This is a genomic window from Variovorax sp. YR634 (genome assembly GCF_900106655.1).
Taxonomy (GTDB): domain Bacteria; phylum Pseudomonadota; class Gammaproteobacteria; order Burkholderiales; family Burkholderiaceae_C; genus Variovorax.
Window position 1 is genome coordinate 378,157 of record NZ_FNOL01000003.1, and the last position, 22,853, is coordinate 401,009.

General features: G+C 63.7%; 37 protein-coding genes and 1 tRNA gene. 5 read left to right on the forward strand and 33 right to left on the reverse strand.

The annotated features are described in order from the left end of the window. Position 1: 1 nt before the first annotated feature. The 33 genes from BLV60_RS08470 to BLV60_RS08625 form a co-directional block, all read right to left on the reverse strand. A complete protein-coding gene (locus BLV60_RS08470) occupies positions 2-406 on the reverse strand; it encodes a hypothetical protein (protein ID WP_093052868.1) in 405 nt (134 codons plus the stop codon). 24 nt (positions 407-430) lie between these two features. Continuing rightward, positions 431-694, reverse strand: coding sequence for a HeH/LEM domain-containing protein (locus BLV60_RS08475; protein WP_093052871.1), 264 nt, complete (start codon positions 692-694; stop codon positions 431-433). 55 nt (positions 695-749) lie between these two features. Continuing rightward, complete coding sequence (locus tag BLV60_RS08480; protein ID WP_093052874.1) at positions 750-2,072, reverse strand: major capsid protein; 1,323 nt, start codon at positions 2,070-2,072, stop codon at positions 750-752. Positions 2,073-2,139: 67 nt separating this feature from the next. Beyond that, positions 2,140-2,949, reverse strand: a complete 810-nt coding sequence (locus BLV60_RS08485) for a DUF6651 domain-containing protein (RefSeq protein WP_093053215.1) — start codon at positions 2,947-2,949, stop codon at positions 2,140-2,142. 219 nt (positions 2,950-3,168) lie between these two features. Further along, the gene (locus tag BLV60_RS08490) at positions 3,169-4,584 is read right to left on the reverse strand and encodes a DUF4055 domain-containing protein (RefSeq protein ID WP_256328900.1); all 1,416 of its coding nucleotides are present in this window, start codon (positions 4,582-4,584) and stop codon (positions 3,169-3,171) included. Positions 4,585-4,594: 10 nt separating this feature from the next. Next, positions 4,595-5,878 carry a terminase large subunit domain-containing protein gene (locus tag BLV60_RS08495; RefSeq protein WP_093052877.1) on the reverse strand — a complete coding sequence of 428 codons (1,284 nt, stop codon included), beginning with the start codon at positions 5,876-5,878 and terminating at the stop codon, positions 4,595-4,597. After that, positions 5,853-6,398, reverse strand: a complete 546-nt coding sequence (locus tag BLV60_RS08500) for a helix-turn-helix domain-containing protein (protein ID WP_143042560.1) — start codon at positions 6,396-6,398, stop codon at positions 5,853-5,855. Before BLV60_RS08500 ends, BLV60_RS08495 begins: the two co-directional genes overlap by 26 nt. Positions 6,399-6,670: 272 nt before the next feature. After that, positions 6,671-6,859 (reverse strand): hypothetical protein, encoded by a 189-nt coding sequence (locus tag BLV60_RS08505; protein WP_143042561.1) that lies wholly within the window; start codon positions 6,857-6,859, stop codon positions 6,671-6,673. A 55-nt stretch (positions 6,860-6,914) separates the two neighbouring features. Continuing rightward, positions 6,915-7,157: a hypothetical protein gene (locus tag BLV60_RS08510; protein ID WP_256328901.1), complete on the reverse strand. Its 243-nt coding sequence runs from the start codon at positions 7,155-7,157 to the stop codon at positions 6,915-6,917. Between the two features lie 31 nt (positions 7,158-7,188). Beyond that, positions 7,189-7,374 carry a hypothetical protein gene (locus BLV60_RS08515; RefSeq protein WP_093052886.1) on the reverse strand — a complete coding sequence of 62 codons (186 nt, stop codon included), beginning with the start codon at positions 7,372-7,374 and terminating at the stop codon, positions 7,189-7,191. Positions 7,375-7,599: 225 nt separating this feature from the next. Beyond that, positions 7,600-7,676 (reverse strand) — tRNA-Thr (locus BLV60_RS08520). A 228-nt stretch (positions 7,677-7,904) separates the two neighbouring features. Further along, entirely contained in the window at positions 7,905-8,288 is a 384-nt protein-coding gene (locus BLV60_RS08525) for a phage protein NinX family protein (RefSeq protein WP_093052889.1), read from the reverse strand. A 2-nt stretch (positions 8,289-8,290) separates the two neighbouring features. After that, a complete protein-coding gene (locus BLV60_RS08530) occupies positions 8,291-8,485 on the reverse strand; it encodes a hypothetical protein (protein ID WP_093052892.1) in 195 nt (64 codons plus the stop codon). Positions 8,486-8,545: 60 nt separating this feature from the next. Continuing rightward, a complete protein-coding gene (locus BLV60_RS08535; RefSeq protein WP_143042562.1) occupies positions 8,546-9,502 on the reverse strand; it encodes a hypothetical protein in 957 nt (318 codons plus the stop codon). Between the two features lie 84 nt (positions 9,503-9,586). Continuing rightward, on the reverse strand, positions 9,587-10,129 hold the full coding sequence (locus BLV60_RS08540; RefSeq protein WP_143042563.1) for a hypothetical protein: 543 nt from the start codon (positions 10,127-10,129) through the stop codon (positions 9,587-9,589). Beyond that, on the reverse strand, positions 10,116-10,310 hold the full coding sequence (locus BLV60_RS08545) for a hypothetical protein (protein WP_093052901.1): 195 nt from the start codon (positions 10,308-10,310) through the stop codon (positions 10,116-10,118). The genes BLV60_RS08540 and BLV60_RS08545 overlap by 14 nt, the downstream gene beginning before the upstream one ends. Continuing rightward, the gene (locus tag BLV60_RS08550) at positions 10,307-10,582 is read right to left on the reverse strand and encodes a hypothetical protein (protein WP_093052904.1); all 276 of its coding nucleotides are present in this window, start codon (positions 10,580-10,582) and stop codon (positions 10,307-10,309) included. Before BLV60_RS08550 ends, BLV60_RS08545 begins: the two co-directional genes overlap by 4 nt. Further along, the gene (locus BLV60_RS08555) at positions 10,579-11,118 is read right to left on the reverse strand and encodes a nuclease domain-containing protein (RefSeq protein ID WP_093052907.1); all 540 of its coding nucleotides are present in this window, start codon (positions 11,116-11,118) and stop codon (positions 10,579-10,581) included. Before BLV60_RS08555 ends, BLV60_RS08550 begins: the two co-directional genes overlap by 4 nt. Then, entirely contained in the window at positions 11,115-11,699 is a 585-nt protein-coding gene (locus BLV60_RS08560) for a hypothetical protein (protein WP_143042564.1), read from the reverse strand. Before BLV60_RS08560 ends, BLV60_RS08555 begins: the two co-directional genes overlap by 4 nt. Continuing rightward, on the reverse strand, positions 11,696-12,187 hold the full coding sequence (locus tag BLV60_RS08565) for a recombination protein NinB (protein ID WP_176928747.1): 492 nt from the start codon (positions 12,185-12,187) through the stop codon (positions 11,696-11,698). The genes BLV60_RS08560 and BLV60_RS08565 overlap by 4 nt, the downstream gene beginning before the upstream one ends. After that, entirely contained in the window at positions 12,184-12,369 is a 186-nt protein-coding gene (locus BLV60_RS34330; protein ID WP_176928748.1) for a hypothetical protein, read from the reverse strand. Before BLV60_RS34330 ends, BLV60_RS08565 begins: the two co-directional genes overlap by 4 nt. Then, complete coding sequence (locus BLV60_RS08570) at positions 12,366-13,214, reverse strand: MmcB family DNA repair protein (protein WP_176928749.1); 849 nt, start codon at positions 13,212-13,214, stop codon at positions 12,366-12,368. Before BLV60_RS08570 ends, BLV60_RS34330 begins: the two co-directional genes overlap by 4 nt. Further along, positions 13,211-13,516 carry a DUF4406 domain-containing protein gene (locus BLV60_RS08575; protein ID WP_176928750.1) on the reverse strand — a complete coding sequence of 102 codons (306 nt, stop codon included), beginning with the start codon at positions 13,514-13,516 and terminating at the stop codon, positions 13,211-13,213. Before BLV60_RS08575 ends, BLV60_RS08570 begins: the two co-directional genes overlap by 4 nt. Continuing rightward, on the reverse strand, positions 13,513-14,034 hold the full coding sequence (locus BLV60_RS08580) for a RusA family crossover junction endodeoxyribonuclease (protein WP_093052919.1): 522 nt from the start codon (positions 14,032-14,034) through the stop codon (positions 13,513-13,515). Before BLV60_RS08580 ends, BLV60_RS08575 begins: the two co-directional genes overlap by 4 nt. Further along, positions 14,031-15,416: a replicative DNA helicase gene (gene dnaB / locus BLV60_RS08585; RefSeq protein WP_093052923.1), complete on the reverse strand. Its 1,386-nt coding sequence runs from the start codon at positions 15,414-15,416 to the stop codon at positions 14,031-14,033. Before dnaB ends, BLV60_RS08580 begins: the two co-directional genes overlap by 4 nt. Next, positions 15,413-16,297 (reverse strand): hypothetical protein, encoded by an 885-nt coding sequence (locus tag BLV60_RS08590; RefSeq protein WP_093052926.1) that lies wholly within the window; start codon positions 16,295-16,297, stop codon positions 15,413-15,415. The genes dnaB and BLV60_RS08590 overlap by 4 nt, the downstream gene beginning before the upstream one ends. Continuing rightward, positions 16,294-16,545 (reverse strand): hypothetical protein, encoded by a 252-nt coding sequence (locus tag BLV60_RS08595; protein WP_093052929.1) that lies wholly within the window; start codon positions 16,543-16,545, stop codon positions 16,294-16,296. Before BLV60_RS08595 ends, BLV60_RS08590 begins: the two co-directional genes overlap by 4 nt. After that, a complete protein-coding gene (locus BLV60_RS08600; protein ID WP_256328902.1) occupies positions 16,542-19,115 on the reverse strand; it encodes a DNA methyltransferase in 2,574 nt (857 codons plus the stop codon). Before BLV60_RS08600 ends, BLV60_RS08595 begins: the two co-directional genes overlap by 4 nt. Beyond that, positions 19,112-19,426, reverse strand: a complete 315-nt coding sequence (locus tag BLV60_RS08605) for a hypothetical protein (RefSeq protein WP_143042565.1) — start codon at positions 19,424-19,426, stop codon at positions 19,112-19,114. Before BLV60_RS08605 ends, BLV60_RS08600 begins: the two co-directional genes overlap by 4 nt. 14 nt (positions 19,427-19,440) lie before the next feature. Next, a complete protein-coding gene (locus tag BLV60_RS08610) occupies positions 19,441-19,869 on the reverse strand; it encodes a hypothetical protein (protein ID WP_143042566.1) in 429 nt (142 codons plus the stop codon). Between the two features lie 136 nt (positions 19,870-20,005). After that, on the reverse strand, positions 20,006-20,218 hold the full coding sequence (locus BLV60_RS08615) for a hypothetical protein (protein WP_093052942.1): 213 nt from the start codon (positions 20,216-20,218) through the stop codon (positions 20,006-20,008). 3 nt (positions 20,219-20,221) lie between these two features. After that, positions 20,222-20,452, reverse strand: coding sequence for a hypothetical protein (locus tag BLV60_RS08620; protein ID WP_093052945.1), 231 nt, complete (start codon positions 20,450-20,452; stop codon positions 20,222-20,224). A 3-nt stretch (positions 20,453-20,455) separates the two neighbouring features. Next, positions 20,456-20,662, reverse strand: a complete 207-nt coding sequence (locus tag BLV60_RS08625; RefSeq protein WP_176928751.1) for a Cro/CI family transcriptional regulator — start codon at positions 20,660-20,662, stop codon at positions 20,456-20,458. 28 nt (positions 20,663-20,690) lie between these two features. Here BLV60_RS08625 and BLV60_RS08630 point away from each other — a divergent pair, with 28 nt between their 5' ends. The 5 genes from BLV60_RS08630 (at position 20,691) to BLV60_RS08650 (ending at position 22,699) form a co-directional block, all read left to right on the forward strand. After that, on the forward strand, positions 20,691-21,380 hold the full coding sequence (locus BLV60_RS08630; protein WP_256328903.1) for a LexA family protein: 690 nt from the start codon (positions 20,691-20,693) through the stop codon (positions 21,378-21,380). Further along, complete coding sequence (locus BLV60_RS08635) at positions 21,380-21,742, forward strand: hypothetical protein (RefSeq protein ID WP_093052954.1); 363 nt, start codon at positions 21,380-21,382, stop codon at positions 21,740-21,742. Before BLV60_RS08630 ends, BLV60_RS08635 begins: the two co-directional genes overlap by 1 nt. A 164-nt stretch (positions 21,743-21,906) precedes the next feature. After that, positions 21,907-22,224, forward strand: coding sequence for a hypothetical protein (locus BLV60_RS08640; RefSeq protein ID WP_093052957.1), 318 nt, complete (start codon positions 21,907-21,909; stop codon positions 22,222-22,224). Beyond that, positions 22,224-22,436: a hypothetical protein gene (locus tag BLV60_RS08645; RefSeq protein ID WP_093052960.1), complete on the forward strand. Its 213-nt coding sequence runs from the start codon at positions 22,224-22,226 to the stop codon at positions 22,434-22,436. The genes BLV60_RS08640 and BLV60_RS08645 overlap by 1 nt, the downstream gene beginning before the upstream one ends. Then, entirely contained in the window at positions 22,433-22,699 is a 267-nt protein-coding gene (locus BLV60_RS08650; RefSeq protein WP_093052963.1) for a hypothetical protein, read from the forward strand. The genes BLV60_RS08645 and BLV60_RS08650 overlap by 4 nt, the downstream gene beginning before the upstream one ends. The last annotated feature ends 154 nt before the right edge of the window (positions 22,700-22,853 follow it).

Genomic DNA, 22,853 nt, shown 5'->3' on the forward strand with positions numbered 1-22,853 from the left:
TTCACCCCCGAACGATGCGCATCGCGCCGTCGCCGAGCGCTGGGCCCGGTGCCACACCCAGAAAGCCGCACATGCGCCGGCGCCAGCCATCGAATAGTGCAGACCGTTCGGCGACCTCGCGCTTGTTGTGCTTCCAGACGGCCGCCGATTCGGTATCCAGGTTCGCGGCCGAGCCGACGATGTCCGTTTCGAGGGTCGCGAGGTTCGTCAGGTAGACGTTGATCAGCGTCGACTCGTTCTCGGGGGTCAGGTTCTGGAGCCTATGCGCGAGCGTTTGCAGCAACAGGCTCGGCAGCGCCGTGATGAACGCCATATCGCTGCGATCCGTCGCCGGCGTGTCGATGCCCAGGCCCGGATAGCCGGCGAAGCGGCGAACGTCCGCGATCTGCTGGGCGGTCAGGGCCATGAGGTGCTCGCTCGTGCGTCTGGATCAAGAAGCAGCGGCTTCGGCGGCCACAGCCGCATCGAGCAGCGCGGCGAGGTCGGCCTTCTTGGCGCCCTCGGGAATCTCGACCTTGCGCTTCTCGAGTTCGGCCTTGAGGTCTTCGACCTTCAGGCCGTCAGAGGCCTTCTTGGCGCCCTCGGGAATCGGCTCCTCGTAAAGCTCGTGCTTCTTCGGGTCGAAGTCGCCCTCGTTGATGAGTACGAAGGGGCCCTGGCTCTCGTGCGAGGGCTTGATCTTGATGACGTTCATGGAGTTCTCCGAAAGGTGAAGAGCGCCCAGGGCCGAAGCCCCGGGCAACCCTGGATCAGCCCAGCAGGACCATCGCGTGGCGAGGGGCGACCATCTTGGAGCCCCAGGCCAAGTTCACTTCATAGCGAACCTGACGCTTCTGCTTGTAGATGCAGAACTCGAACGCGATGCCCGACTTCGGATCGACCACCACCATCACGTCGTCGGCAGCATCGCCCCCTTCCGGCATGGCCGGCGCACGTGTGGCGAGTTGAATCGCCGAGCGCTGGAAAGCCATGTTGCGGGTGGCCGCGGCCGCCACAGTGATCGCGGTGGCTGCGGCAGGGATCGCCTTCTGCAGGCCAGGCTCAGCGATGGTGAGTGTGCCGCCGTTGGAAACGTCAGCGTCTCCCGAAACGACCGCGTACTTGCGCGTGTCGCCAGCGAACGAGACGAAGTCGCCGGCGATGACCGTCCCGGTACCGGCCGAGGCCAGCGTGATCACGGTCGCGCCGATTGCGTAACCCGCCGCATTGGTGGTCGCAGCCGCGCCGGTGCCGGCAGCCACAGCCACCTTCACCTGACCTGAGTTGTGCAGGGCCAGGCCTTCGACCTGACCGAGCTCGCCCCAGCGCAGCAGGGAGTCCGTGCCAGCCTCATTCACCTTGAACAGTCCAGCCTGCTTGCCGCGGATGTTCGCGACGGCGGCCGAGCCGAGCACCATGTGCATGTCCGACTGCGGCGCGCCGTTGTCGTCGAGGATCTTGCGCGACTGCGCGAAATCGCTCAGGTCCAGGGCAGTGCCGAAGGGCGCGGTGCCGGGAGTTCCGTAGGCCTGGCTCGCGTAGATGTGCAGGGCGGCCAGGTCGCTTTCGACCTCGTTGGTCAGCGTGCGGAGCGCTTGCGCGATGCGGTCACGGTTGATCGTGTCCAGCGTGCCAGAGTTGCGCAGGCCGAGCGTCTCTTCGCCAGTGATGCCGAACGGCACCGAGCGCGCCTTCTGGATCGTCATCTGCACGTTGCCGATGGTCTGGTTCGGAGTGTCTGCGGCGTACGGCGCAGGCGTCAGGTCCTCGGCAACCATCGGGCCGACGACAGGCGACATCACCACCTCGTTCACAGCAGCGCGCTCAGCCTTCGAGTCCCGCGAGACGGAGGGGATGAACCCGACCAGTTCGCGCGACACGACGTCCATCGCGTTGTAGATCGTTGGGATGAGGCCGGTCAGCGTCAGCGTGCCATAGGCGACCATGCCGCGCTCGGGAATAGTGCGCACGGCGCCTGTGACCAGTTCGTAGACCTTGGCGCAAGCCGAGGACACGACAGCGACAGGATAGGAAGCCACCACAATAGCGGCGGCAGCCAGCGCGAAAACGCGCAACTTCGAAACGAGTTTCATGATTGGGCTCCAGAAATGACAAAGCCCGCTCATGGCGGGCTCGGGGTTGCGAAAGGTAGAGGAGGGGTCAGTCGGTGATCACGGTGTTCGCGTCGCTGCCAACGGCGGCCTTCTGGCCAGGGTCCATGGCATCGAACTGCGCGCGCGTGACCGTCTTCTTGCCAACGTTGCCGGCGTTCGCTGCGTTGTTTTTCGCCCCGCCGCCTGATGCACCCGAGCCCTTGAGGATCATCTCCTTGTTGGGGTACTGGTTCACCATGACCTGCAGGGCCTCTTCGAAGTCCGCGTGCTCACCATGACGGGTCGCCGAGAAGATCGGGTTGCCGTTCGCATCGAGGGGAACCAGCTTGCCGCCGTCGACCTTGAACCGGTCGCCGAAGACCTTCTGCGCGATGTCGGCCGGGATGGCCAACTTCTCGCCGATGAACTTCGAGGCTGCGAAGCTGCCGCCGATGATGTGGTTGTTGAGATCGCTGGTGAGCTTCGTGTTCTGCTCGGTGAGCGCCTTTTCGCGCTCCTGGGCAGCTCGCGTCGCAGCAGCCACCGCTTCCGTCGCCGAACGGGCAGCTGCGTCCTTGATCTCTTGCACCTTCCCGGCCGTCAGCAGCTTGCCTTCGTCGATGTTCTTGATGGTTTCGAGGGCCTTGCGGGCCGCCTCACCGTCTTCGATACCTTCGAAGGCCTTCAGCTTCGTTTCCGCGACTTCCTTGGCCTCGCGGTGGGTCTTGGCTTCGCCGTTGAGACGGCTGATGCTCGCGACCGTGGCGTCGGCGTCGAAAGGCGCTTCACGTCCGTCCGGATGGATGAACACAGGGAGTTTCTTGTCGCCCTCGCCTTGCATGACGATGGCACCGTTGGCATCAAACTTGAATGGCATGGTTGCTGTTTCCTCGGGCATCCGCCCTCAGTACGGGTGCGGCATCCGCCGCGAAGCGCCCTCAGACATCCGTCGTCTGGGCAGTGAAAAGCCGCTGCGGTTGCCCGAGCGGCCTTGTTGGGGTCAGGCGGCCATGAAGACGCCCAGCTTGTGAAGCTTGTTGGTGATCTGCGCCGTGAGGCTGCCAACCGCATAGGCCAGCGTAGACCCGAAACTCTTTCATGGGGTCGGGACTCCTGTCGCTGCTGCAGGTGCCGGCGGCGGGTCATCCTTTGCCGCTTGCAACTCCTTCACGGGGTCGAGGTCGGCGGCCAGAGTACCGCGGCGTTGCTGCTCGCGCAGCGTGGTCTCGCCGCTGATCAGGCCGGCAGCACGCAGGCTCAGGATCAGCTGTGCGCTGGCATCGCTGAGCGTCGCAGCACCGAAGTCCTTGAACAGGCTGGCGTGACCGCCCTGCGCTTCCTTCACCCACTTCGCCATCAGCTGCAGCACCTGGTCGAGGCTGTCTTCGAAGGTTTCGGTCATGCGCAGCAGGTCGCACTTGTTGCCCTCGGCATCGTTGTTCGACTGCGTGGCGGACTTCTGCTCGCCGGGCTTGATCACCAGCAGCTCGGCGCCAGTGGTGACCATCTGGTTTTCGAGCTTCTCCAGCGACTTCTCACCGGCCTCGATCGCTGCGCCGGTGTGCTCGACATACTTCATGTCCGCATCGGGGGGCAGACGCACGACTGCGGCGGCGCCGACCTCGAGCTGCGTGCCCCCCGTGCCGTCGGGGCTCGGCGCGTCGACACCGGTCATCACCAGAACCGGAACCCGCGCCACGTGCATGATCGTGTCCTGATCGCTCTGGCTCTGCCAGTGCTTGACGTTCAGGTACGCCAGATTCAGCAGCGGCGACACCCCGCACATGAAGCCCTTCTTCTTCCCGTAGAACGGTACGAACGGGATCTCGTCGAGCGTGGTGGCCGTCGGGGGCACCACCTGAATCCACGGATCGTCTGGCTTTGCGCCCTCCTCCCAGACTTCAAAATAGCCCGGCGTGAGCACGCGCACCCGCTTCTTGTAGGCAACACCGTAGAGCCCGTCTTCGACCTCGTGCATCTCGGCGATGCGCAGCTGCGTGAGCTGTGTGACGCCGCCCACGAGCTTCGTCTTCCACCCGAGAATTTGCCCGTGGCGCATGAAAACCAGGTACGGCCGCACGCCCAGCTTCTTCTCGTCGAGCTGGGTGCGCGCCGCGTTGCCGACCTGCGGGTAGTCGACCAGCACGCCGCAGAGGCCAAAGCCCATCGCTTCGGCCATCAGATCGGCGCAGAAGCTGTGCAAGCTATTGCCCTGCTGGTCCACGTCCTCGCACCAGGTCTTGATCTTCTTGGGCACGTCCTTGCCCAGCGTCAACTGCTTCGAGAACGGCTTGCCGCTCATCACGGAGACGGTGCGCTCGAACGCCGGAAACAGCGTTGCGGTCTCGAGGCGCGCCTTGTAGCTCTTCTGCTCCTCGGCAGGCCACTGAGGCAGGAACGCCGGCCCGGCCTTGCGCATGGCCGCGGTCCCGCCGAGCAGCGCTTCGACGATGGGCCAGTTAGCAGCCATCGCCGCGACTTCCGGCGATTGATCTTGAACCTTGAGGGCCATGCGTCTGTTCCTATGCGCGCAGTGGCGTCACGATTGCGGTGCGCTTCACGATCGGGTACCGCTTCACCAGGAAGTAGCCGACTGCGTCGTTTGGGTGGTCGTGGCCGGTGCTCTTGTCCGGCTCGCCGTTTGGGCCCCAGGCCTGCTGCTCCTGCGCCTCCGTCAAGTCCGGGCAGGCATTGGTGTTCACCTTCCAGCGCCGCACGCCCTCGGCGTTCAGCGTCATGCCGTCCACCGCATTGATGCGGTCCTTCACTGCTGGGTTCGCCGGGTTCACGGCGATCGTGAAGCCCGCAGTCTTGAGAATGCTCAGGTCCGACTCGCTGGCATTCTTGCTGCTCGTGTTGCCGCCGCTCGCGTCCGGGTAAATGGTGACGGGGTGGCCCTTGTCCTTGTACCGGTCCTTCAGCAGCTTCGCCATGCTCGGCGTGTCGCGCACCTTCGTCAGCTCCTGGAGCGTCAGCGGCAGGCCCTCACGGATCACACTGACAGCCGCTGTCATGTTGAGGACGTTGAAGTCCATGCCGATGTGCAGCGGTTCGTGCTCCCGGATCTGCTCCGCCGTGTGGTTCAGCTTCCGGTCAAAGTTCGGGTAGATGCTGCCGGTGGTCAGGTTGGTGAACAGCCCGCGGATGTACGCCTGGATCAACTGCGGCGGGTAGCTGGCCATCAGCGACGAGATGTAGTCTTCGGGTAGGTTCTTGGCGTTCTCGTACGTGCTCGCGTGCACCAAACCGTAGAGGTGAGCCAGGTGCGGCTTGTCGCGCACGAGCTTCACAAACTGCTTGTAGACGAATTTGAAGCCTTCGGGCGTCGTCGTCACATCCACGCCATTCTTCAGGCCGTCGACGCTGTAACGCATGCGCGCGATGATCTTTCGCCAGGCCAGCTCGGCCTTGTTCATCTTCATCACGTCGAGCTCGTCGACGACAGCATGGCCGATCTTGAAGCCCACGATGTCGCCCGGCTTCTCCATCGAACGGCACAGGATCGTTGAGCGGTATGCGCCCGCCGAGTAGAGGTGAACCTCCTTGTTGCTCTCGTGGATGTCGCAGGTCAGGCCCCAGTCGAAGGCCGACTCCTCGATCGACGGGTAGAAGATGTCGCGGATCGCTGCGTAGGTCGGCGCGAAGTAGCCGCTGTTGACCTTCGGCCACTCCCATGCGTGGCTGCACAGCGCGGCGCCACCTGCGCGAGTCTTGCCGCTCCCGAACCCGGCGACGAATCCTCGGAACTTGTGCGGAAGCGCGAGAAACCGGGCCTGAGGCCTATTGAGCTTCGGGCTGACTTGCATCTTCCACCTGAACCACGACCTTCACCGGCAGCACCGGTGCGTCCTTCTGGATCAGCTTCACGGCGTCCTTGTTTGCGGCGAGCAGGTTCAGGGGGATATGGCTCGCTTCATTGGACAGCTTGGTCATCGCGCTGAACCGCTGGATGGCTGCCATCGACTTCTCGGGCTGGGCATCGTCGATCAGCTGCACCAGATCGTGGGCGATGCCCGCCAGCCGGTGCGCGCTGGCGGCACTGAACTTCCCGGCACCCGCCATGTGAGTGCTGATCGACTTCAGCTCATCCACGAGACTCAGGGTCATCGCTTGTTCAGGTAGCGGGAGGTCCTTTAGGGCTTGATCGGCAGCAACGATCTGATTCGCCACACTCCTGACAGTTTCTGCTCGTTTCGAAACTCGGCCGGAAATAGCGGATTTCGAAACTCTGTATTCCCGTGCGAGGTCGGCCGCCTTCTCGCCAGCGATGAGGCGCTGCTTGAGCGCGTCCCACTGGGCATCTGATAGTTTGGAGGGACGTCCCATGGTGGACCTCTTGGGGTTGGTGCCTGCGCGCGGCAGGCCGGACACGCGCCCGGCATCCCCGTGGAGGTTTAGGGTGTGTAGCCGGGCGCGGACACGGGGCGGGGGTTATGACTCACCCACCGCTGGAGCCTGAGCAAGCGACAGACGCGGAGAAAGGGAAAACCGCGAGCCGCTGGTGGTAGCTCAGAAGGAAAAGGCACCAGCCAGGCTGGGCGCTTACCCACTTGGCCACGGCAGACGCATGGAGCGCCGCAGCGGGCCCTGCCGGTGTTCTATTCGGTCCAGCCGCCCGGAGTGCCCTGAAGCTGCACGCTGTCGCGCTTCTGCTTGGGCCAGGTGGCGATCGTTTTCTGAGCACGTTCGATCTGTTCGCGAAGGGTGCTCGGCGGACGGCGAACGACGGGCCCGAGGTCACGGGCCGGAATGACGTAACGGCCATCTTTGACCGTGACGCCGGTCATTTGGCAGGGGCACAGCGGCTCGCCGTTCTGCGGCCCACGGCAGAAGCACGACATGTCAGTCGGCCGGCGTGAAGTCCACGTAGAACTTCTGGCCAGGTTCGAATTTGCCGAACAGTGCGGGGTTGCAGACATGGATCTCGCACGAGGCCGACGGAGAGAATTTGGCGAAGGTGTTGTCTTCGTCGCTCCCATCTTCCGGGTAGGCGGTACTCTTGCCCACCGCATGGAACTTGATTTTCTCGCTGGAGCCGAAGCGCTCGACGCTGGCGATTTGGAACTTTGCGCGCATAGCGGACATGGGATACCTCACAGTTGAATGGATGGGCGGCTCACCCCTTGAGTTCGTCGATGACGCCGAGTAACTTCTTGTTCGCAACCAGCAGCGTGCCGATGTTCGATTGCTGCACTTCCACCAACTCCATCAGGCTTCCGATCAGGCGCGTCACTTCAAGAGGCAGCGCGTCGAACTCCTTCTGCAAGGCGTTCATGTCGGAGATGAAGGAGGCAGCGGACATGCGGCACCTCAAATAAGAAAGCCCGCACGCGGCGGGCAAAAGGTCGGGGTCGACCTTGGAGACAAAGGATTCGGAAGCCCTCGGCCGCGCGCGCCGCACTCATGGCGGTTGGCGTCTAGCTGTCATCAGGCGGCGGCTGGAGCTTGGTCCTATGGGCCAGAACTGGCCCGGCGCTGGCGTTCAAGCAGGCGCTTCGACATCACCCAGCCGGCTGTCACCGAAACTTGGAGCCTTCAGCAAGGGTTCGAACCCGCGACATCCTCCTTACAGGGGAGGCGCTCTACCAACTGAGCTATGAAGGCGGAAACAAAAAAACCGCCCAAGTTGCCCGGGGCGGCTTTCAAGGTAGGGATGGGATCCTAGGATTCACCCACATACACGGTTTTCTGCAGATACACCTTCCCCGTCTAGGGTGGCGGCCGGCGCCGGAGCGGCGGCAGGTGTTCGGCAGAGAGTCGAGGGCAGCAGCCTCAGCAGGCAGCGCGATCTCGTGGGCGCATTATCACATTTACGTCGTGAATAGTGCAACTTCATGCATCTGGCACCTCTTCCCCGAACTTTGAGGCCACGTAGGCACGCATGGCGGCGACGAGGGGAGTGCAGCCGGTCTGCCAGTGCTGGCCGCCCAGCACCCCACCGTCATATTGCGTCTCAGCGTTCAGCTCAACAGCAGAACACCAGTCGTCGCCCAACCATGTCGTGAATCCGATGCGCTCACGCTCCATGATCGGGCCACCGCGCGCCCAGTCCTGCGAAAAGCGATGGCTGATAGATGAGGCTGAGCCGCCTCGAATCGACTCACCCACCCACGCGAACTGCCGGCTTGGCATCGTCCAGACGACCTCGGGTTCGAAACCTTCAGCCTTCGCCACCCAGTAGTCGAGCTGCGCGCCAGTGAGTTCGGAGGTTTTCATGGTCAGCCGTTTTGAATGTCAGTGCCATCCGATGTCTTGCGCCAGCGCGCCAGCCAAGCGTCATATTCATCCCAAGCTCTGGCGAGTTCCTCGGGGAGGTCGCCTTGCTTCCTCAACTGAGAGGCCTCCGCCACGGTGAGGCCGTGCTGCGCGATTCGTTCCTGCATCTTGATGTCTTGCATCTGTATTCCGAACATCGTCTATCTCCTGATCTTTTGGCACATTGGCTCGACCTGCTGCGGCGTCATATCTCCATCCTAGCCACCCTGTACGGGCACACGTGGCGCCCGAAGGCGAATGCGCGGCGAGGCGCCAACCGGCGTCGGCTCCAACCCCATGCGCACATCCTCGGCAGCCTGTCGCCCGTACACCCTCTGGCCCAGCGACGCCCGGTATCGCTCGATGCACTGGTCCATCCAGTTCGCCACGCGCCGACCTTCGTGCTGGTGGGGGATCTCACTCTTGCCGGTACCGTCGCATCCGCCGCAGGCCTTCCCGTTGTGGCGGTTGGTTCCCTCGGCGACCTGCAGTTTCGTGCCTCCGCATACCGGGCAGATCTGGTGCAGCCACCATCGGACGATGGCCGAGGCCTTCTCGCTGCACCGGTCGAAGTCTTCCTGTGCTTCGGCGCGCCGGCGGCCATCGACTTCGGCAGCTGCGGCTACGAGATCGGCATTGGCCGCCTCCAGCTCTGCGGATCCTTCAGGTGCAGCTGAGACAGCCTCTCGCAGCCGCTTCAGCATCTCAGCATCGTGCTCCCGCATTTCGGTGCGCTCCGACCGGGTGACTGGGTCGTGAGACTGGCCCATCCCCCACTTCAACATCTGCAGGGATGCCTGTTGGCGAACGTCGGGCAGCGCTTTCAACCGCTCCAGGAACAGGCTGAGCTGCTGTACGTTGAACTCGTGCTTCTTCTCATGCGCGCGGCGCTTCAGGTTCTTGCGCTCCTCTTTCGTCAGCTTCCGTCCGTTGGACTCTGCCGTATGCAGCATGGGCTCGTAGAAGTACTCGACATCGGCCATGCGCGGCTTCTCGGTGGAGTCGTATTCGGTGTGCAGGCGCAGCATCGCGCCGCCGATGCGCGCCTGAGTCCAACCAGCCACGATGATGACGTCGGCGTCACCGGGGCGATCGGCTTCGACGCGGAGGTCGCTGCTGTTCATGGCGGAGGTGTAAATCTCCTCGATTCCGCGTTTTTCGTCGTTGGTCAACATGGTGTGCTCCAGTAAAATCAAGGCTCTCAGGTTCGACTCTCTGGAAGGCCCTGGCGCTGTGGCGGCGCCGGGGCTTTTCTCTTTTCATGGGCTCTTTCCCAAGCTCGTTGTCAGACCCGATAGAAAGCCGCCAATGGGCTGGAAGCACACCAGGGCGCCCGTACGCGCCTTGCTCACAGTGCTCTCGGAGATGGCGAGCCGACGTGCGATCTCTGCGCCCTTCTCGTTCGACAGCAGCACCTCGGTGTATGTCTCCGGCGTCAGTTCTGAGCGCGCGCGGCCGGTGCGGCGGTTGCGGATCTGGACGCGGATGTTTCCCTTGAGGTCGCCGAGGGCGGCGCTGTCTCTGCCCCATTCGGCGTGTGAGCCGATCTTCAGGTGCGCGGGATTCAGGCAGCAGGGTGTGCGGCACGTGCTGTAGACGCGCCAGCGCTTCGGGATGGCGTGATGGTTGAGCATGTGCCAGACCGCACGCTGGCCTGTCTGTGTGGTCAGCGCGCCATCGCGGTTCGTCCAGTCAGGTGCGTAGATCTTGGGCTGGCCGCGGTCGACGGCACCAGCCCAGAGCCAGCACTTTGTGAGTTCGTCGATGCGGCAGCGGCCGCGCACCTCTTCAAGAGTCCGCATCGAGCGCGCTCCTGTAGAAGTCCACGACGATGACCGGCTCGACGTGCTCGTGGCCATTGCGCTCAACTACCAGCGCAGCTGCCACGCCTTCGCGCGGGAACAACGCTGGTATCGTGCCGGTCTCGCACCAGCCCGGCTTGATACGGAAGTCGATCACCGGGTCAAGTGGATCGGTCGTCATACCGTGTCGAACTCCGGGATACGGACCATCAGCAGGGTCTCGTCGACGGCGCCGTCACCGGGGTCGCAGATCGGGCGCAAGACCTCATCGCTGAATGAACTGATCGAATATCCACAACCGCATCGACAGACCAGCAGCGGCCCTTCGTAACGCCATGAGCCAGGCATCTCCGCCATCGGCTCGGTCACGCGAATGAAGTAGTCGACGTAGCCGACCCTCCGTGTGCCGGGCGCATCGATAATTCGCGCCACATCTCCAGGCTTGCAGTTCATGGTGAATCCCCCTGCCCTACGGGCGTTGCGTTGAGCCGAGCCAGCGCCCACTGCGCGGCGGCTTTGTCTTTCGGCGTGGCATCGATGAACCCGGCCACGATCCCGCGCCAGATGTCGACCATCCATAGGTGGGCCTGCATGAAGGCGCACGCCTTGATCTCGGCCGGCGCGCCGCCTTGGTCGAGCCACTGATGACAGGCGAAACAGGCATAGACGTGGTACTGGTCGTCTGCCTTGCGCGCACCGGCCTTGCCATGGATCGACAGGTTCGAGTGCGCAGCTACCACCGTCGTGCGGTCGCCATTGCAGATGCCGGGCACTTCCAGCATGCAGGGCTGGCCACGAGCCATGCTCAGCAGGTGCGCGTTGCGGTGCTGTTCGGCTTTCGGCATGGCGACTCCCTGCGCCGGCGCGGCGTAGATGCCGCGGCGCGTGGCTACGGCCAGCGCGCGCACGCCCTCGGCCGTGGTGGACTGGCGCGCGGGTAGCAGGCGCCGCTTGAAGCCGGTGCCGCGGGACATGGGCGAGCGCTTCATGCCGCAATCTCCCCGGTGCGCGAGTTGATGACGCCATTCGCGCACGCGCGCCACAGCACCACATCGACGGTGGCCGCTCGCAATCCAACCTCCACAGCAAGCCGCTCGCACAGCGCCTGCGCGGTGCAGCCCTCGCGGGTGGCCAGTCGCTGCAGGTGAACATCGGGCTTCGCGACGTTCATGCCGAAGTTCTTCGCGAGGTGGTATTTGGTGATGTGGCCTACCCACGGCAGCGCCACTAGCAGTTCAATCCGGAGGGCCTCGGTGGTACAGGCGCGGTACATCGAGAGCAGCACATCGCGGTCGGCCCAGATCGCCTCGATGGCGGCGGCCTTTCCCTTGTGCTTGAAGACGTCGATGACGGGTGTGCCAGCGGCCAGCGCGCCCATGCTGCGGTCGAAGATCATCTTCGCGACGGTGTTCTTCATGCCGCTGTTGCAGATCACGAAGATGGCTTCTTGCGCGAAGTCGTCTGCAGTTGCCGGCGGCGCAATCGACTCCGACCACGCGACATCGTCAGCGCCCTGCTCACCCAGCGCCGCCAGCACGGCGCGGAATTGCTCTGCTGTGATTTGTGTCATCGCTGCATCGCCTCGTACTGGGCACGCTGCGCGCGAGAGGGCGTCCACTGCACGCCGTTCTCAGCGCCGTACGCCAACAACCATTCGATGAAGCCGGCTGCCAGCGTGGTGTTGAAGCTGCGCGTCTGCTCGCCCACCATCACAAAGCCCGGATGGTTCAGCGCCGGCACCAGCTCGATGTCACCGAACCTGGCCCAGTGGTCCCGGAACTGCGGATCGTCCTTCGTCTCATGCTTGAAGGCATCGACCAGCACGCGCTTCCACGAGATCGGCGGCAGCTGCTTGCCGAACAGTCGGCACTGCTTCGCGATGTCGTTGAGCATCGCGTGGTACTTCTCTTCCTGCAACCGGCTCTTCGTGTCCTTCCGGCGTTTCAGGGTGAGCTCGATGGAGTGGCCGGCCTGCAGGTCTTCGGACACATCGGACGCATACCAAGCGCGCACGACCGCCTTGTATTGCTCCGAGCTGGTGATGGTCACGGTTTTCATGGTGTGGCCTCGGTGAAAAGGTCGCGCTGGCGCGCATCGGCACCAGGGCGGCGGAAGTTGAAGTGCTGGGAGCGCCGCGGCTTGGCGCCGGCGACAGCGGTAGCGCAGCGCGGGCCCAGAGCCAGGCCGCCGATGAGAACCGGGGGCCGCAGCAGGGTGCGATGGCAACGGGCGCAAATCACGATGCCATTTCCTCTGCGCGCTCGGCCGGCGCATCGACAACAACCTGCAGCCCCTGCAGCATCGTGATCGCTGTCTCGATGCCGGCACCGCGCAGCCGATTGCGGAAGCTGGTGATCGCGGTGGCCAGCAGGCGCGGCGTCATCTGGTCTTCCTTGAGGCCAAACAATTGAGCCAGATCGCGCAGGCTGGCATCAAGGCGTTCGCTCTCACGTGCGCGAACCGCCTCTGCATCCTTCCGGCGCTGCTCGAGCGAGTCTTCGATGGCCTTCCGGTCAGCATCTGCTCGCTCAATGCGCCAGCGCAAGGCGGCCTCTGCATTGGTCGCCTTCGAATACAAGTCGGCGATCTCGTCTCCCATGCGCTTGCGCAGGATCTCCGCGGCCGTGTACTCGCTCGCGGTGCGCGGATACCGCACGTTGCCGTGAACGTCGACAGGGTGAAGGTCCATCAGAAGCTTCAGCCATGCGTCGCGCGGCAGCGTATCCAGTACCTGAGCCACTGGCTTACGCGCGGCGCGCCAACCGGCCTCGCTACGCAAAATCACGCCGCATTCTTTCGGCACCAGCTCCAGCGGCGCCATGCCGCGCGGGAAGGCGAACCAGACGCTGTGCCCAAACTTGCGGTAGCTCTGCCACTTGCCACTCGTCAGGTCGTGGCGCAGGTCAGACACGCTGACCTTGATCTCGTAGCAGTCGGCGCGGAAGCGCGCGAATGACTTGGCGATGGTGAACAGGTCCGGCCGCGGGCTGCCGCTCGGGCCCAACTGCGTGTTCGTCCAGACCATGCGGTCTGTGCCAGCGCGCAGATGGCGCGCGAGATCTTCTTGGAGCTCGTCGTGCTTCATGCCGCAACCTCCGCCTGCAGATAGATCACCCGCATCTTCAATTTCTGGGCGATGTAGTGCTCTGTCGAAGCACCCTCGCTCCATTCCCAACCCGGCAGCATCAGGATGGCATCGCAATCCACCAGCTCTTTGATGTCCGCGCGCATACAAGCCACCCAGCCGGCCGTCGGGTCCGGATTGATCTCAGTGGGGTTCGCCACCTCGAAGCCCTCGGCGCGGAGCCGGGCCGCCTCGCGGTGGAATAGCGGGAAGTTCAATTCGGGCTTGCCAGTCATCGGGCCGGCGATGTAGATGCGTTTCAAAATGGCAGGCCCTCGGGAATGGGTGTGAAGGGAGCCGGCGCCGGCGGCGCGGCGACAAGCGCGGGGAGCAGATCGGCCTGCGGCTGCACGACGATGAGTGGCTCGATGCGCAGCACCACGCGCGCACCATGCTCGTCGGGTTCCATACGGTCGGCCACGTAGCTGCGCACCTGCTTGTCGTCGTTGAAGGCGATGGTGTTGAGCGCGTCGAGCAGCACCTTCTCGCAGTTGGTCAGGTCCATGCACTGCACCGTGTCGTCCCAGTTCGCGCCGAACTTGCGCATGCGCGCCTGCCAGTCCTGTGGGCGATGCGGGTACAGCTGCACGGTCACACGCAGGCGGCCGGCCAACGGCTGACGGATGCCTGCGCTCTTGCAGATCCAGCCCACCCGCTCGATGTAAGCCTTGGCTTCGGAGGTCACGTAGACCATGGGCATCTGTCGGCCCTTGACGGTGACCACGCGCGAGGCCCAGTAGCGGTTCGCGCTGATCGGATACGGGAGGGTCAGCGAGATCACAGCTCGGCTCCCTTCGTGCGCACCATCGACGTCGGACGGTCGCCCATCCAGTCACAGAACTTCACGGTGTCGCCGGTGTACTGGGCATCGACGATGCCGGTCTGTCCGTCGCGCTGCTTGCCGATGATGATTTCGGCGTAGTTCTTCCACTCCGGGCCCAGGTCGGGCTTCACGTGCGCAGGGCGGTGCACGAACAGGATGATGTCGGCATCCTGTTCGATGTCGCCGCACTCTCGCAGGTCGGCCATGATCGGCCGCATGTTGAGGCGCTTCTCGACCTCGCGGTTGAGCTGGGCCAGCAGCAGGACGGTGCAGTCCAGTTCCTTGGCCAGCGCCTTGATGCCGCGACTGACCTCGCCCAGCTGCGTGGCGCGGTTGGCCTTGCGGTCCGTGCCTTCCATGAGGCCGATGTAGTCCACCACCAGCAAGCGCAGTCCGCGCCGGCGCTTGAGCGCCCTCGCCTTCGAGCGCAGCTGGTTGATGTTCAGCGCGGTCTGGTCGTCGATGAACAGCGGCAGCTGGCGCAGAAGCTCGACGGAGCGGCACATCTCGCCCCAGTCGTAATCGTTCATGCGCTCCGGCCGCTTCAGCTTGTGCAGCGGGATGTTCGAGCGCATCGACACCACGCGTGTCGTCAGCTGCTGCTTGGGCATTTCCATGGAGAGCACGCCCACCGGCTCGCTCATGCCACAGATGTGATCCGCGATCGACATGGCCAGCGCGGTCTTGCCCATCCCGGGGCGGCCGGCGACCACGATCACCTCGCCGCGGCGCATGCCGCCATCGAGCCGGTCGTCCAGAGCTTTGATGCCGGTCGAGAGGAAGTCTTCCTCACCTTCCGAGCGGCGCTGGATGCCGTCCAGGAACTGCACCATGCCGACGTCCATGTCCAGCCAGGCATCGCTCTTGCCGGAATCGAAAAGCGGTGTCAGCAGCGCCGATGCCTGGTCCAGTGTCTCGTCGAAGCCGATCCCACGCTGGCACGCCAGCTCGAGGATCTGGCTGCTCGCGGACATCAGCTTCCGCCGCAGTGCAAAGTCCCGCACGATCAGCGCGTACTGGCGCACGCTGGCTGCACTGGGCAGGTACTGGGTCAGCGCGTGGAGGTCGGTCAAGCCGATTGCATCCGCTTTGCGGCTGCGCATTAGCTGGTCGTGCACGGTGAGCACGTCGGCTGGCTTGCAGGCGTTCAGCATGCCGCTGAGCGCGGCGAAGATCAGCCGGTGCTCGTTCTTGAAGAAGTCGGCCTCAACGACCATGTCGGCCACTCGGTCCCACAGGCTGTTGTCGAGCAGCAATGCGCCCAGCAGCGAAGTCTCGGATTCAGGGCTCCAGAGGACATGTGGTTGAAGAAGCAGCGATTCGTCGGTGCGGTCGTTCATGCGGCGGCCTCAAGTTGGGTTTTTTCGAGCACCTGCTTCAGCCCGCTGGACTTCATGAGGTACTCGATGTCGGGTTTCCAGTTCGCGTGCTCGCCACTTCGGGGCGTACGGCCCATCAGGAAGTCGTTTTCCCGGGCCCGGAGAAAGTAGCTGCGGAACCATTCCAGCGCCTCTTCGGCGGTCGTGGCGCGCCGCGTGCCGTCGGGCTTCGAGCTGCTCAGCACCCACTGCCACCGCTCGCGGATGGCTTTCTCGCGGGCCTTGTCCATGACCCGGACTCCAGGCAGTTCAGGTAGGACCTCGTGGTAGATCGCCACGACCTGATCGGGGTGGCAGGTCGGCAGCCGCGCTGTCGACGAAGGAGCGTTAGCTCCTGATGTATTCGAAGATGAAGAAGAAGATGAAGAAGAAGATGAAGGGGGGGGTTCTTCGAAGCCCGGAAGGGGGGTTTCATAACCCCCCTTCACCTGCTTCGGCCTCCCCCCCTTGGAACCGGCCTCGGCACCCTTGATCCCATGCTCCGCACCTTCCTTGCCTCCCGCCGCGCGGCGGTTGCGCAGGTCTTCATCGCGCACCATCCGGCGGCTGAAGATCGCTCCGTTCTCGGCTCGCGAGAGCACTCCGTTGTCTTCCAGCTCGGCGATCAGCTTGCGGCAAAGGGTCGCTCCGATCTTGCAAAAGTTGCCCAGTTGCGTCGGTTCCATCGGCTTGCCGTTGGGCATCGTGAGGTGGCCGTACGGCTCGCCCTGGTGCATCAAACAGTTCATCTCGTGCCACAGTCCGCGGGCCTGCAGCGAGCAACTCTGCAGGGCCACGTCCTTGAACCAGTCGCCCCAGTAGTACTGGGACGCCGGTCGCTTGGTCTTGTCGGCTTCAGTCACGCGCGCACCGCCCTCCGCGTATCCGCTTGGATGGCCGAGATCTGACCCGCAGCCGCGAAGTAGCTGCCGCCCTGCTCTTCCTCGACCTGCAGCGCCGCCTCGCGCGCAGCGATCAGCGCTTCCATCTCGCGGCGGTGCCGGTGGGCACCTTCGCGGTCGCCCAGCGCCATGCAGATTTCGATGCCGAGGCCCTCGGCAAGGATCAGGTGCTCGCGCCGGTGGGCGATCTTGGTCTGGATGGGTGTCATGCAGCCTCCGCTTCAGGTTGGGCTTCTTCGAAATCGAACAGGCTGGGCATGCTGGCGTCGCGCTCCGCAGCGCGCAGGTAGTGCACTTGGTCTGCGAAATAGCCAGTGCAGAGCTCGGAGCCGCCGCCGGTGCGACCCAGCTTGATCGCGCGCACAGGCACGGTGCCGAGGCCGCAGAACGGGTCATAGACACGCTCGCCGGGGTTGCTGTAGCGGCGGATTAGCCGATCGACGATGTCGAACTGCAACGGGCAGACGTGCTTCTCGACGGCCCGCGCGCTCTGCTCGCTGTTGAGCGTGAGCATGCGGGTGACGTCGGTCCAGACGTTGGGATCGTGGCTACCGGGCGCCAGGCAGGCAAAGGTCTTCGGCAGCGCATCGCGTTCGGCAAGGTTCTCGCCGATGGCGACATGGCGCTCGTAGTCATAGACGTGGCGCAGGCTTTCTTCCGTGAAGAATTTGGCCAGCTTGCCGGGCCCCATCCGGGCCATCTCATCGGCTGCCAGCAACCTGTTGCCGCTTGAGCGCCAGTGCGCGTGCGCATCGACCTGCCAGCGCGCCAGGCTGTAGTCCTGTTCGTCCTTGACCACCGGCACATCGGCGTAGCCGCGGGTCAGATCGGTCTGAGGTTTGCGGAAGACCAGCACGTATTCGGAGCAACCGGTGCCCATCTTCGTGCCGTCCTTCGACATTTCGGTGTAGCCCAGCCGGTAGGTCTGGTTGTTCTCGCGGACCACATCGGTGGTGACCGTGATCGCGCACATCTTCACGAGCCCGTGCTTGCGCAGATGGAGCGAAGCTTCCTCGTGGAAGTAGTCCATGGTTGGCGCGCCCAGGCCGGTCACGGACTGGAACATCACGCGGTCTTTCACGTGGATGCAAGCCATGCGGCCGGGCTTGAGGATTCGGAACAGCTCCGGCGTGAGGAAGTCCATCTGCGCCCAGAAGTGCGCGTTGTCCTCTGTGTGACCGAAATCGTTGTAGCTTGGCGTGTATTCGTAGTGGTTCGCGAACGGCACGCTGGTGACGATGAGGTCGACCGAGTTGTCCGGCTGGGCCATGGCTTCCAGTACCGCATCGTTGTGCGCGACCTCGAACAGATCGCCCTTGACCACCCGGCGCTCGACGCCCACGGTCCTGGCCAGCATGTCCTGCATTGCGAGGTGATCGAGCCCGTAGGTGCGCACCAGCGCCGCCATCTTTTCCTGCTGCTCGTCGTGGCGCTTCCACTTCGCCTTCAGGTTCGCCACGCGGCCGCGCTCGGCCTCGGTATGGACGATGTCGATGCGGCACGGCACGTCCAGACGACCGCCGAACCGGGCGACTCGGTGGATGGCCTGGATGAAATCGTTGAACTTGTCGGTGATGCCGGCGAAGATTTCGCGGTGGCAGTGGCGCTGGAAGTTGCAGCCGCTGCCGGCGATGATGGGTTTGGTGGACAGGATCCGGAACTCTCCATCGCTGAAGCCCATGATTCGGTCTTCGCGCTCATCCAGTTCCTGCGTACCCCAGACGCTCACGGCTTCGGGGATCGCCTCCTGCAGCGCGTGACGTTCGTCTTCGAGGTCGTGCCACACGATGAAGTGATCATCTGGAGCCTCGGAGACAAGTTCTTGCACCTTCGCAACACGGGCCGGAAGGCTCTGCCGCTTCTCCTTGGCCGCAGCTGGCAAGCTCTGCGCGGTGTTTTGGATCAGCAGGCCCTGGCCGATCTTGTCGGTACCGGCCGCGGAATAGTCGCTCGGGATCTCGTGCCAGCGCACGTCCAGCTCCGGCAGGACGTAGCCGTCATCGCTGTGGCCCAGATCGCTCGGCTTCGTGATGACGATGGCCCAGCTCGCCACCCACAGCCAGAACTCCTGTTCCTTGTGCGGGTAGAGCGTGAGGTTTCCGGCCTTCTCGCTGTCGCGCTGAAAGAAGCGCGTGAGGGCCTGGCCGGAGTCCATGACACCGAGGTATGCGGCGTAGTGGATCAACTCCTTGTACCTGTTCGGGTCCGGCGTCGCTGTGAAAACGGACTTGAACTCGACAGGTGCGAAGGCGGGCAGGAACTCCTGATAGGTCTTGCTGCCGTAGCTGCGCAGGATGCTGGCTTCGTCCAAGCCAGTCGCGCGGAAGCGGCTCGGCGTGACGTTGCCCTCTCGGACCGCTTCGTAGTTCGTCAGGTAGATGGTGGCGGGGTCATCGATCTCGCTGTCGCGGCGGATGAAGCGCAGGTCGACCGCGCAGTCCCCGGTGAATCGCAGCTCGACCTCGCGGAAGAATTCCGTCCGAACACCCAACGGAATGACACCCATGCGGTAGGCATCGGGAAAGCGGAGCCCGACCTGGCGCAGCAACTCGAGATGCGCTGCCGTCTTGTGCAGACCGAAGCTGGCAAAGCAGGCGCGGTTGCCGCCCTTCGCCATCCACTTGACGATGTCGCGGGTGTGTGGCTTCAGCGCCGGGTTGATGTCTTCCAGTGCAACGTCGAAACCGGTGCAGCTGGCCAGCTTGATCTTGTCGCGGAGGAAATCCGAATAGCGCGCCAGCTTGGCGGCTGCGGTTGTATCGACGGCTTGCTCCATCATGCGCTCGCCCAGCAGGTGGCCAACGCATGCCGGCGATCAATTGCGCGCTGGACCGACGACACCGAAACTTCGGGTTCCGCCGGTTCAGGGCTGAGCGCAGAACGCCCGGCGGCCGTGACGATGAAGAAGGCGTGCGCGGAACGTGGCGCCGAGGGATTCGAGCGCTCGATCAGGCCGCGCGACTTGAGGCGGTAGGTCTTCGCCATCAGCAGCTGTTGGGTGATCCCCGTGGCCTTGGCGATCTGCGTGTAGCTGGCACCCTCCTCCGAGCACGCCGCCAGTTCTGCGATGGCGCGAAGGATGGTGAGCATCTGGCCGCCAACGTTCACGCCGCCATCCGCCCGTTGCGCTCGTGCTCCGCGATGAGAGCCTTCGCTGCTGCCAACTCCGCCGACAGGGCGCTGCGGATGGTGATGTCGCAGCCCATCTGGTCCGCAAGCCACTGCAGCGGTGCCAGGCTGCCCGTCACACGCATGAAGGCCAACAGGCGTTTCGCCCACTGTTGCCCCACACCCCGCATGAACCGGCTCATGTAGCCGTGGCTGATGTGGATCGCATCGGCGATCTCCTGGTCTTCCATGCCGCTGTGCTTGCAGGCGTGGTTCAGAGCTCCGCTGAACGTCGCCTGCTTCACCACGAACATCTCCAGCACGGCTGGGTGCTGCACCTCCGCAAGCAGTGGCATCTCCACTTGCGTGCGCTTTCCAGCACTTGCTTTCGGTTTCCATTCGGTTGGCTCAAAGATGCGATCCATGAAAACGACTCCCATCGCTTTGGTTGAAGAAAAGGTCTTGTTGGGCCGTCCTGTCTGCTCAGCCCCCTCGCGGGGGAGTCGGCCGGTTGAGGGCCTTACAGGAGGGCGGCCCAATAAGGCCTCTGGTGAGTGGCTGTCACTCCATGAACTCGCCCTCGAACTCGTCGATCAACTGCGCATCCAGCGCGCGCTCGCCCTTCAGGACTCCCAGGACGGCGGCACCGGCGAAAACGGAGCAGAGGACGCCAGCGGCGATGTCGTTGGCGTCGAAGGAAGCCAGGGCGAGGACGCCGAAGACCACGACCAGCACGTAGGCCAGCAGAAGCAGCGCGGATCGGATGACGCGCATGGGTCAGCCCCTCCCCGCTTGGGCGCGACGGGTGCGCACAAGGTGTTCGGCCAGCTTCTGAATCTGGCTCCAGTCGTTCGCTTCGAGGGTGTCGGCTTCGCAGGTGCCTTGCAGAAACTGAATACAGTCCTGCGCGGATCCGCGTGCCCCAGATACAGCCGCCCACTCGGTGAAGACCTTGCGCATCACGTCCCGCTTGCTGGGCGCGTGGTGCTGGCTAGGTACGAGCTCCATGGGTTAGCCCTCGGCCTTGGCACTCGCTTCAGCGGCCTCAACGCTTTCGGCGTCGGGCTTGAACCAGTCGGGCCGCAACACACGCAGTTGCCAGACTCGCTGGTCAGGTACGTCTTCGCCCCATTGGGAAACCGCGCCTGGTGTGATGCCGAGAAGGTGGGCCAGCGCTGCGGCGGTTCCGGCCAGCTTGATTGCGAGTGAGGTCTTCATGAGGCATGAATATAGCGTACTAAACACCATGAAGACAAGCAGGCTAAACAGTTTAGGTGGCTTAATTTCCGCTATGGCATTGAAGGACAGAATTCAGGAAGCGATGGATGCAGCCAAGAAGACGGCAGCCGATCTCGCACGTGCAACAGGCAAGACACCTGGTGCGGTATCTCAGTGGCTTGATGGCACCACGAAGAGCATCAAGGGGGATACTGCTGCCGCCCTGCAGCTGGCTACGGGCTTCAGCGCGACGTGGCTGGCCACCGGCAAGGGCCCGAAGAAGTCAGGCAGCAATGTGGAAGCCGGCCCTGAAATCAGGGGGGCAGTTCCGCTGATCTCATGGGTGCAGGCCGGCAGTTGGAGTGCTGCAAACGATCCGCTGCAGCCTGGGGAAGCCGAACGCTGGATGGCATGTCTCGTCCCGCACAGCGAGGGAACATATGCGTTGCGCGTGAAGGGCGACAGCATGACCGCGCCGCATGGCAATACGCGGAGCTACCCGGAAGGCTCGTATATCTTCGTCGACCCTGCGAAGCGTAGCCCAGTCAATGGCGACCGCATTGTTGCGAAGCTGGAAGGGGAGGATGCCGTGACTTTCAAGGTCTATAAGAACGAGGACGGCCGCCAGTGGCTGCACCCTCTCAACCCAGCGCACGATCCAATTCGGCAACCTTTCAGCGTGTTGGGCACTGTGATCGGGAAGTGGGAGGACGGTTGATGCGCACGTCACTACGCTTTACCGTTGCAGCAATTGGACTCGCCAGCTGCAGCGTCGCCTTCGCTAAGAGCCCCGAGGCGCTGAAGCCTGAGCAGATCGTCGAATCGAGCACGAGCCCCTACAACATCGCCTGCATTTCGCCCAGCACCCTTGAGCAGTACATAGCACACGCCGTTGCTGGCGAAAGGACAAAACTGCTCGCCATGATGCCGGTGCCCTGCACGAATTTCCCCGCCGGTCAGCGCTACAAGATCCTGTCGGTACGCCGCACCATGATAGAGATCATCCAGGCATCAAGCTCGAGCTCAAGCGGCATGTGGGTTGCCATCGAGGCATTCCAACCGCCCTCCCCAAACAGGTAAGTCGCCCCTCCTCTACAGCCTAGCCCGCACCCTGCGGGCTTTTTCACGTCCCAATTGTTTAGTCCGCTATAGGGTCAATGTATAGTCTGCTTGCTATAAATGTTTAGTGCACTTAATATCGACGCACGCCCTGCACTTCCGCAGCGGTGACGAGGAGATGGCAAATGATCAATCGCAGCAAGCAAGACTGGGCCGTAGGCAAGACCGTCAAGGTCGGCTTCCTTTCGCTGACCGTGGTGGCTGTCGTGGCCACGCCGGGCGACTTCAAGCCGGACGCCTATGTGCTGGCCAGCGCGACGAAGGGCACGTTCTACGAATTCGTGCCGCACAACGGCCTGAACAAGATCGAGGCGTACGAGGCGCGTGAGCTGGTCTCCGAAGGCAAGCGCATCGCCGCGCAGCAGGCGGCCGAGGTGATCGCCAAGGCTTCGGCCACCGTGAAGCACGCCTTCGAAGTCGCCCAGATGATGGTGGTGGCGTGATGAGCGCGCTCACCCGCTCCAATCTCGCCAGCCGGCGCAGTGCGCGCCGTGACCGCGTAGAAGCCAAGCACCACCCCGAGGTGGTGTTCGAGCCGACGGAAGACCAGGCGCTGGCAATCGACCGCGCAGGCAACGACCTGAAGCCGACGCCGGCTTACTACGAACGGCCGGACCTCTTCTCGCTCTCGCAGCAGAACCGAGGTGTTCTGTGAGCACGCGCGCCGCCCTCAACCACATCGCCAAGGTGGTTCTGCAGCAGAAGGTCGCGCCTGTGGCGTTCGACCAGCCGCATTTCCTCTTCGATTCACCGCTCGACATCGAGGTCGCTGACGGCGGCATCGAAGTCTCTGAGGTATCGGCTGCTGAGTACCTTGAAGCCAAGAACGGCCCCTTGAAGCTGGACGTTCCCCACGTCTCCGGCGAGCACAAGGTCGAGATGCGCGGCACCGTGCCGGCGGAATGGAGCTTGCTGTGAGCGCGCAGCACACGCCCGTCGTCGGCGGCTTCTACATGCAGCGCGGCAATCTCGTGCGCATCGAGTCGGCCGTTGGCGACCGTTTCTCTACGCAGTACATCCAGATCGTGGATGGCCACGTTATGAGCGGCGGCTCTTCCAGCTGCTGGCCGGC

Coding starts and splice junctions, on each gene's coding strand:
- BLV60_RS08470 (WP_093052868.1), bottom strand. CDS start 406: ATGGCCCTGACCGCCCAGCAGATCGCGGACGTTCGCCGCTTCGCCGGC.
- BLV60_RS08475 (WP_093052871.1), bottom strand. CDS start 694: ATGAACGTCATCAAGATCAAGCCCTCGCACGAGAGCCAGGGCCCCTTC.
- BLV60_RS08480 (WP_093052874.1), bottom strand. CDS start 2,072: ATGAAACTCGTTTCGAAGTTGCGCGTTTTCGCGCTGGCTGCCGCCGCT.
- BLV60_RS08485 (WP_093053215.1), bottom strand. CDS start 2,949: ATGCCATTCAAGTTTGATGCCAACGGTGCCATCGTCATGCAAGGCGAG.
- BLV60_RS08490 (WP_256328900.1), bottom strand. CDS start 4,584: ATGGCCCTCAAGGTTCAAGATCAATCGCCGGAAGTCGCGGCGATGGCT.
- BLV60_RS08495 (WP_093052877.1), bottom strand. CDS start 5,878: ATGCAAGTCAGCCCGAAGCTCAATAGGCCTCAGGCCCGGTTTCTCGCG.
- BLV60_RS08500 (WP_143042560.1), bottom strand. CDS start 6,398: ATGGGACGTCCCTCCAAACTATCAGATGCCCAGTGGGACGCGCTCAAG.
- BLV60_RS08505 (WP_143042561.1), bottom strand. CDS start 6,859: ATGACCGGCGTCACGGTCAAAGATGGCCGTTACGTCATTCCGGCCCGT.
- BLV60_RS08510 (WP_256328901.1), bottom strand. CDS start 7,157: ATGTCCGCTATGCGCGCAAAGTTCCAAATCGCCAGCGTCGAGCGCTTC.
- BLV60_RS08515 (WP_093052886.1), bottom strand. CDS start 7,374: ATGTCCGCTGCCTCCTTCATCTCCGACATGAACGCCTTGCAGAAGGAG.
- BLV60_RS08525 (WP_093052889.1), bottom strand. CDS start 8,288: ATGAAAACCTCCGAACTCACTGGCGCGCAGCTCGACTACTGGGTGGCG.
- BLV60_RS08530 (WP_093052892.1), bottom strand. CDS start 8,485: ATGTTCGGAATACAGATGCAAGACATCAAGATGCAGGAACGAATCGCG.
- BLV60_RS08535 (WP_143042562.1), bottom strand. CDS start 9,502: ATGTTGACCAACGACGAAAAACGCGGAATCGAGGAGATTTACACCTCC.
- BLV60_RS08540 (WP_143042563.1), bottom strand. CDS start 10,129: ATGCGGACTCTTGAAGAGGTGCGCGGCCGCTGCCGCATCGACGAACTC.
- BLV60_RS08545 (WP_093052901.1), bottom strand. CDS start 10,310: ATGACGACCGATCCACTTGACCCGGTGATCGACTTCCGTATCAAGCCG.
- BLV60_RS08550 (WP_093052904.1), bottom strand. CDS start 10,582: ATGAACTGCAAGCCTGGAGATGTGGCGCGAATTATCGATGCGCCCGGC.
- BLV60_RS08555 (WP_093052907.1), bottom strand. CDS start 11,118: ATGAAGCGCTCGCCCATGTCCCGCGGCACCGGCTTCAAGCGGCGCCTG.
- BLV60_RS08560 (WP_143042564.1), bottom strand. CDS start 11,699: ATGACACAAATCACAGCAGAGCAATTCCGCGCCGTGCTGGCGGCGCTG.
- BLV60_RS08565 (WP_176928747.1), bottom strand. CDS start 12,187: ATGAAAACCGTGACCATCACCAGCTCGGAGCAATACAAGGCGGTCGTG.
- BLV60_RS08570 (WP_176928749.1), bottom strand. CDS start 13,214: ATGAAGCACGACGAGCTCCAAGAAGATCTCGCGCGCCATCTGCGCGCT.
- dnaB (WP_093052923.1), bottom strand. CDS start 15,416: ATGAACGACCGCACCGACGAATCGCTGCTTCTTCAACCACATGTCCTC.
- BLV60_RS08595 (WP_093052929.1), bottom strand. CDS start 16,545: ATGACACCCATCCAGACCAAGATCGCCCACCGGCGCGAGCACCTGATC.
- BLV60_RS08600 (WP_256328902.1), bottom strand. CDS start 19,115: ATGATGGAGCAAGCCGTCGATACAACCGCAGCCGCCAAGCTGGCGCGC.
- BLV60_RS08605 (WP_143042565.1), bottom strand. CDS start 19,426: ATGCTCACCATCCTTCGCGCCATCGCAGAACTGGCGGCGTGCTCGGAG.
- BLV60_RS08610 (WP_143042566.1), bottom strand. CDS start 19,869: ATGGATCGCATCTTTGAGCCAACCGAATGGAAACCGAAAGCAAGTGCT.
- BLV60_RS08615 (WP_093052942.1), bottom strand. CDS start 20,218: ATGCGCGTCATCCGATCCGCGCTGCTTCTGCTGGCCTACGTGCTGGTC.
- BLV60_RS08620 (WP_093052945.1), bottom strand. CDS start 20,452: ATGGAGCTCGTACCTAGCCAGCACCACGCGCCCAGCAAGCGGGACGTG.
- BLV60_RS08625 (WP_176928751.1), bottom strand. CDS start 20,662: ATGAAGACCTCACTCGCAATCAAGCTGGCCGGAACCGCCGCAGCGCTG.
- BLV60_RS08630 (WP_256328903.1), top strand. CDS start 20,691: ATGAAGACAAGCAGGCTAAACAGTTTAGGTGGCTTAATTTCCGCTATG.
- BLV60_RS08635 (WP_093052954.1), top strand. CDS start 21,380: ATGCGCACGTCACTACGCTTTACCGTTGCAGCAATTGGACTCGCCAGC.
- BLV60_RS08640 (WP_093052957.1), top strand. CDS start 21,907: ATGATCAATCGCAGCAAGCAAGACTGGGCCGTAGGCAAGACCGTCAAG.
- BLV60_RS08645 (WP_093052960.1), top strand. CDS start 22,224: ATGAGCGCGCTCACCCGCTCCAATCTCGCCAGCCGGCGCAGTGCGCGC.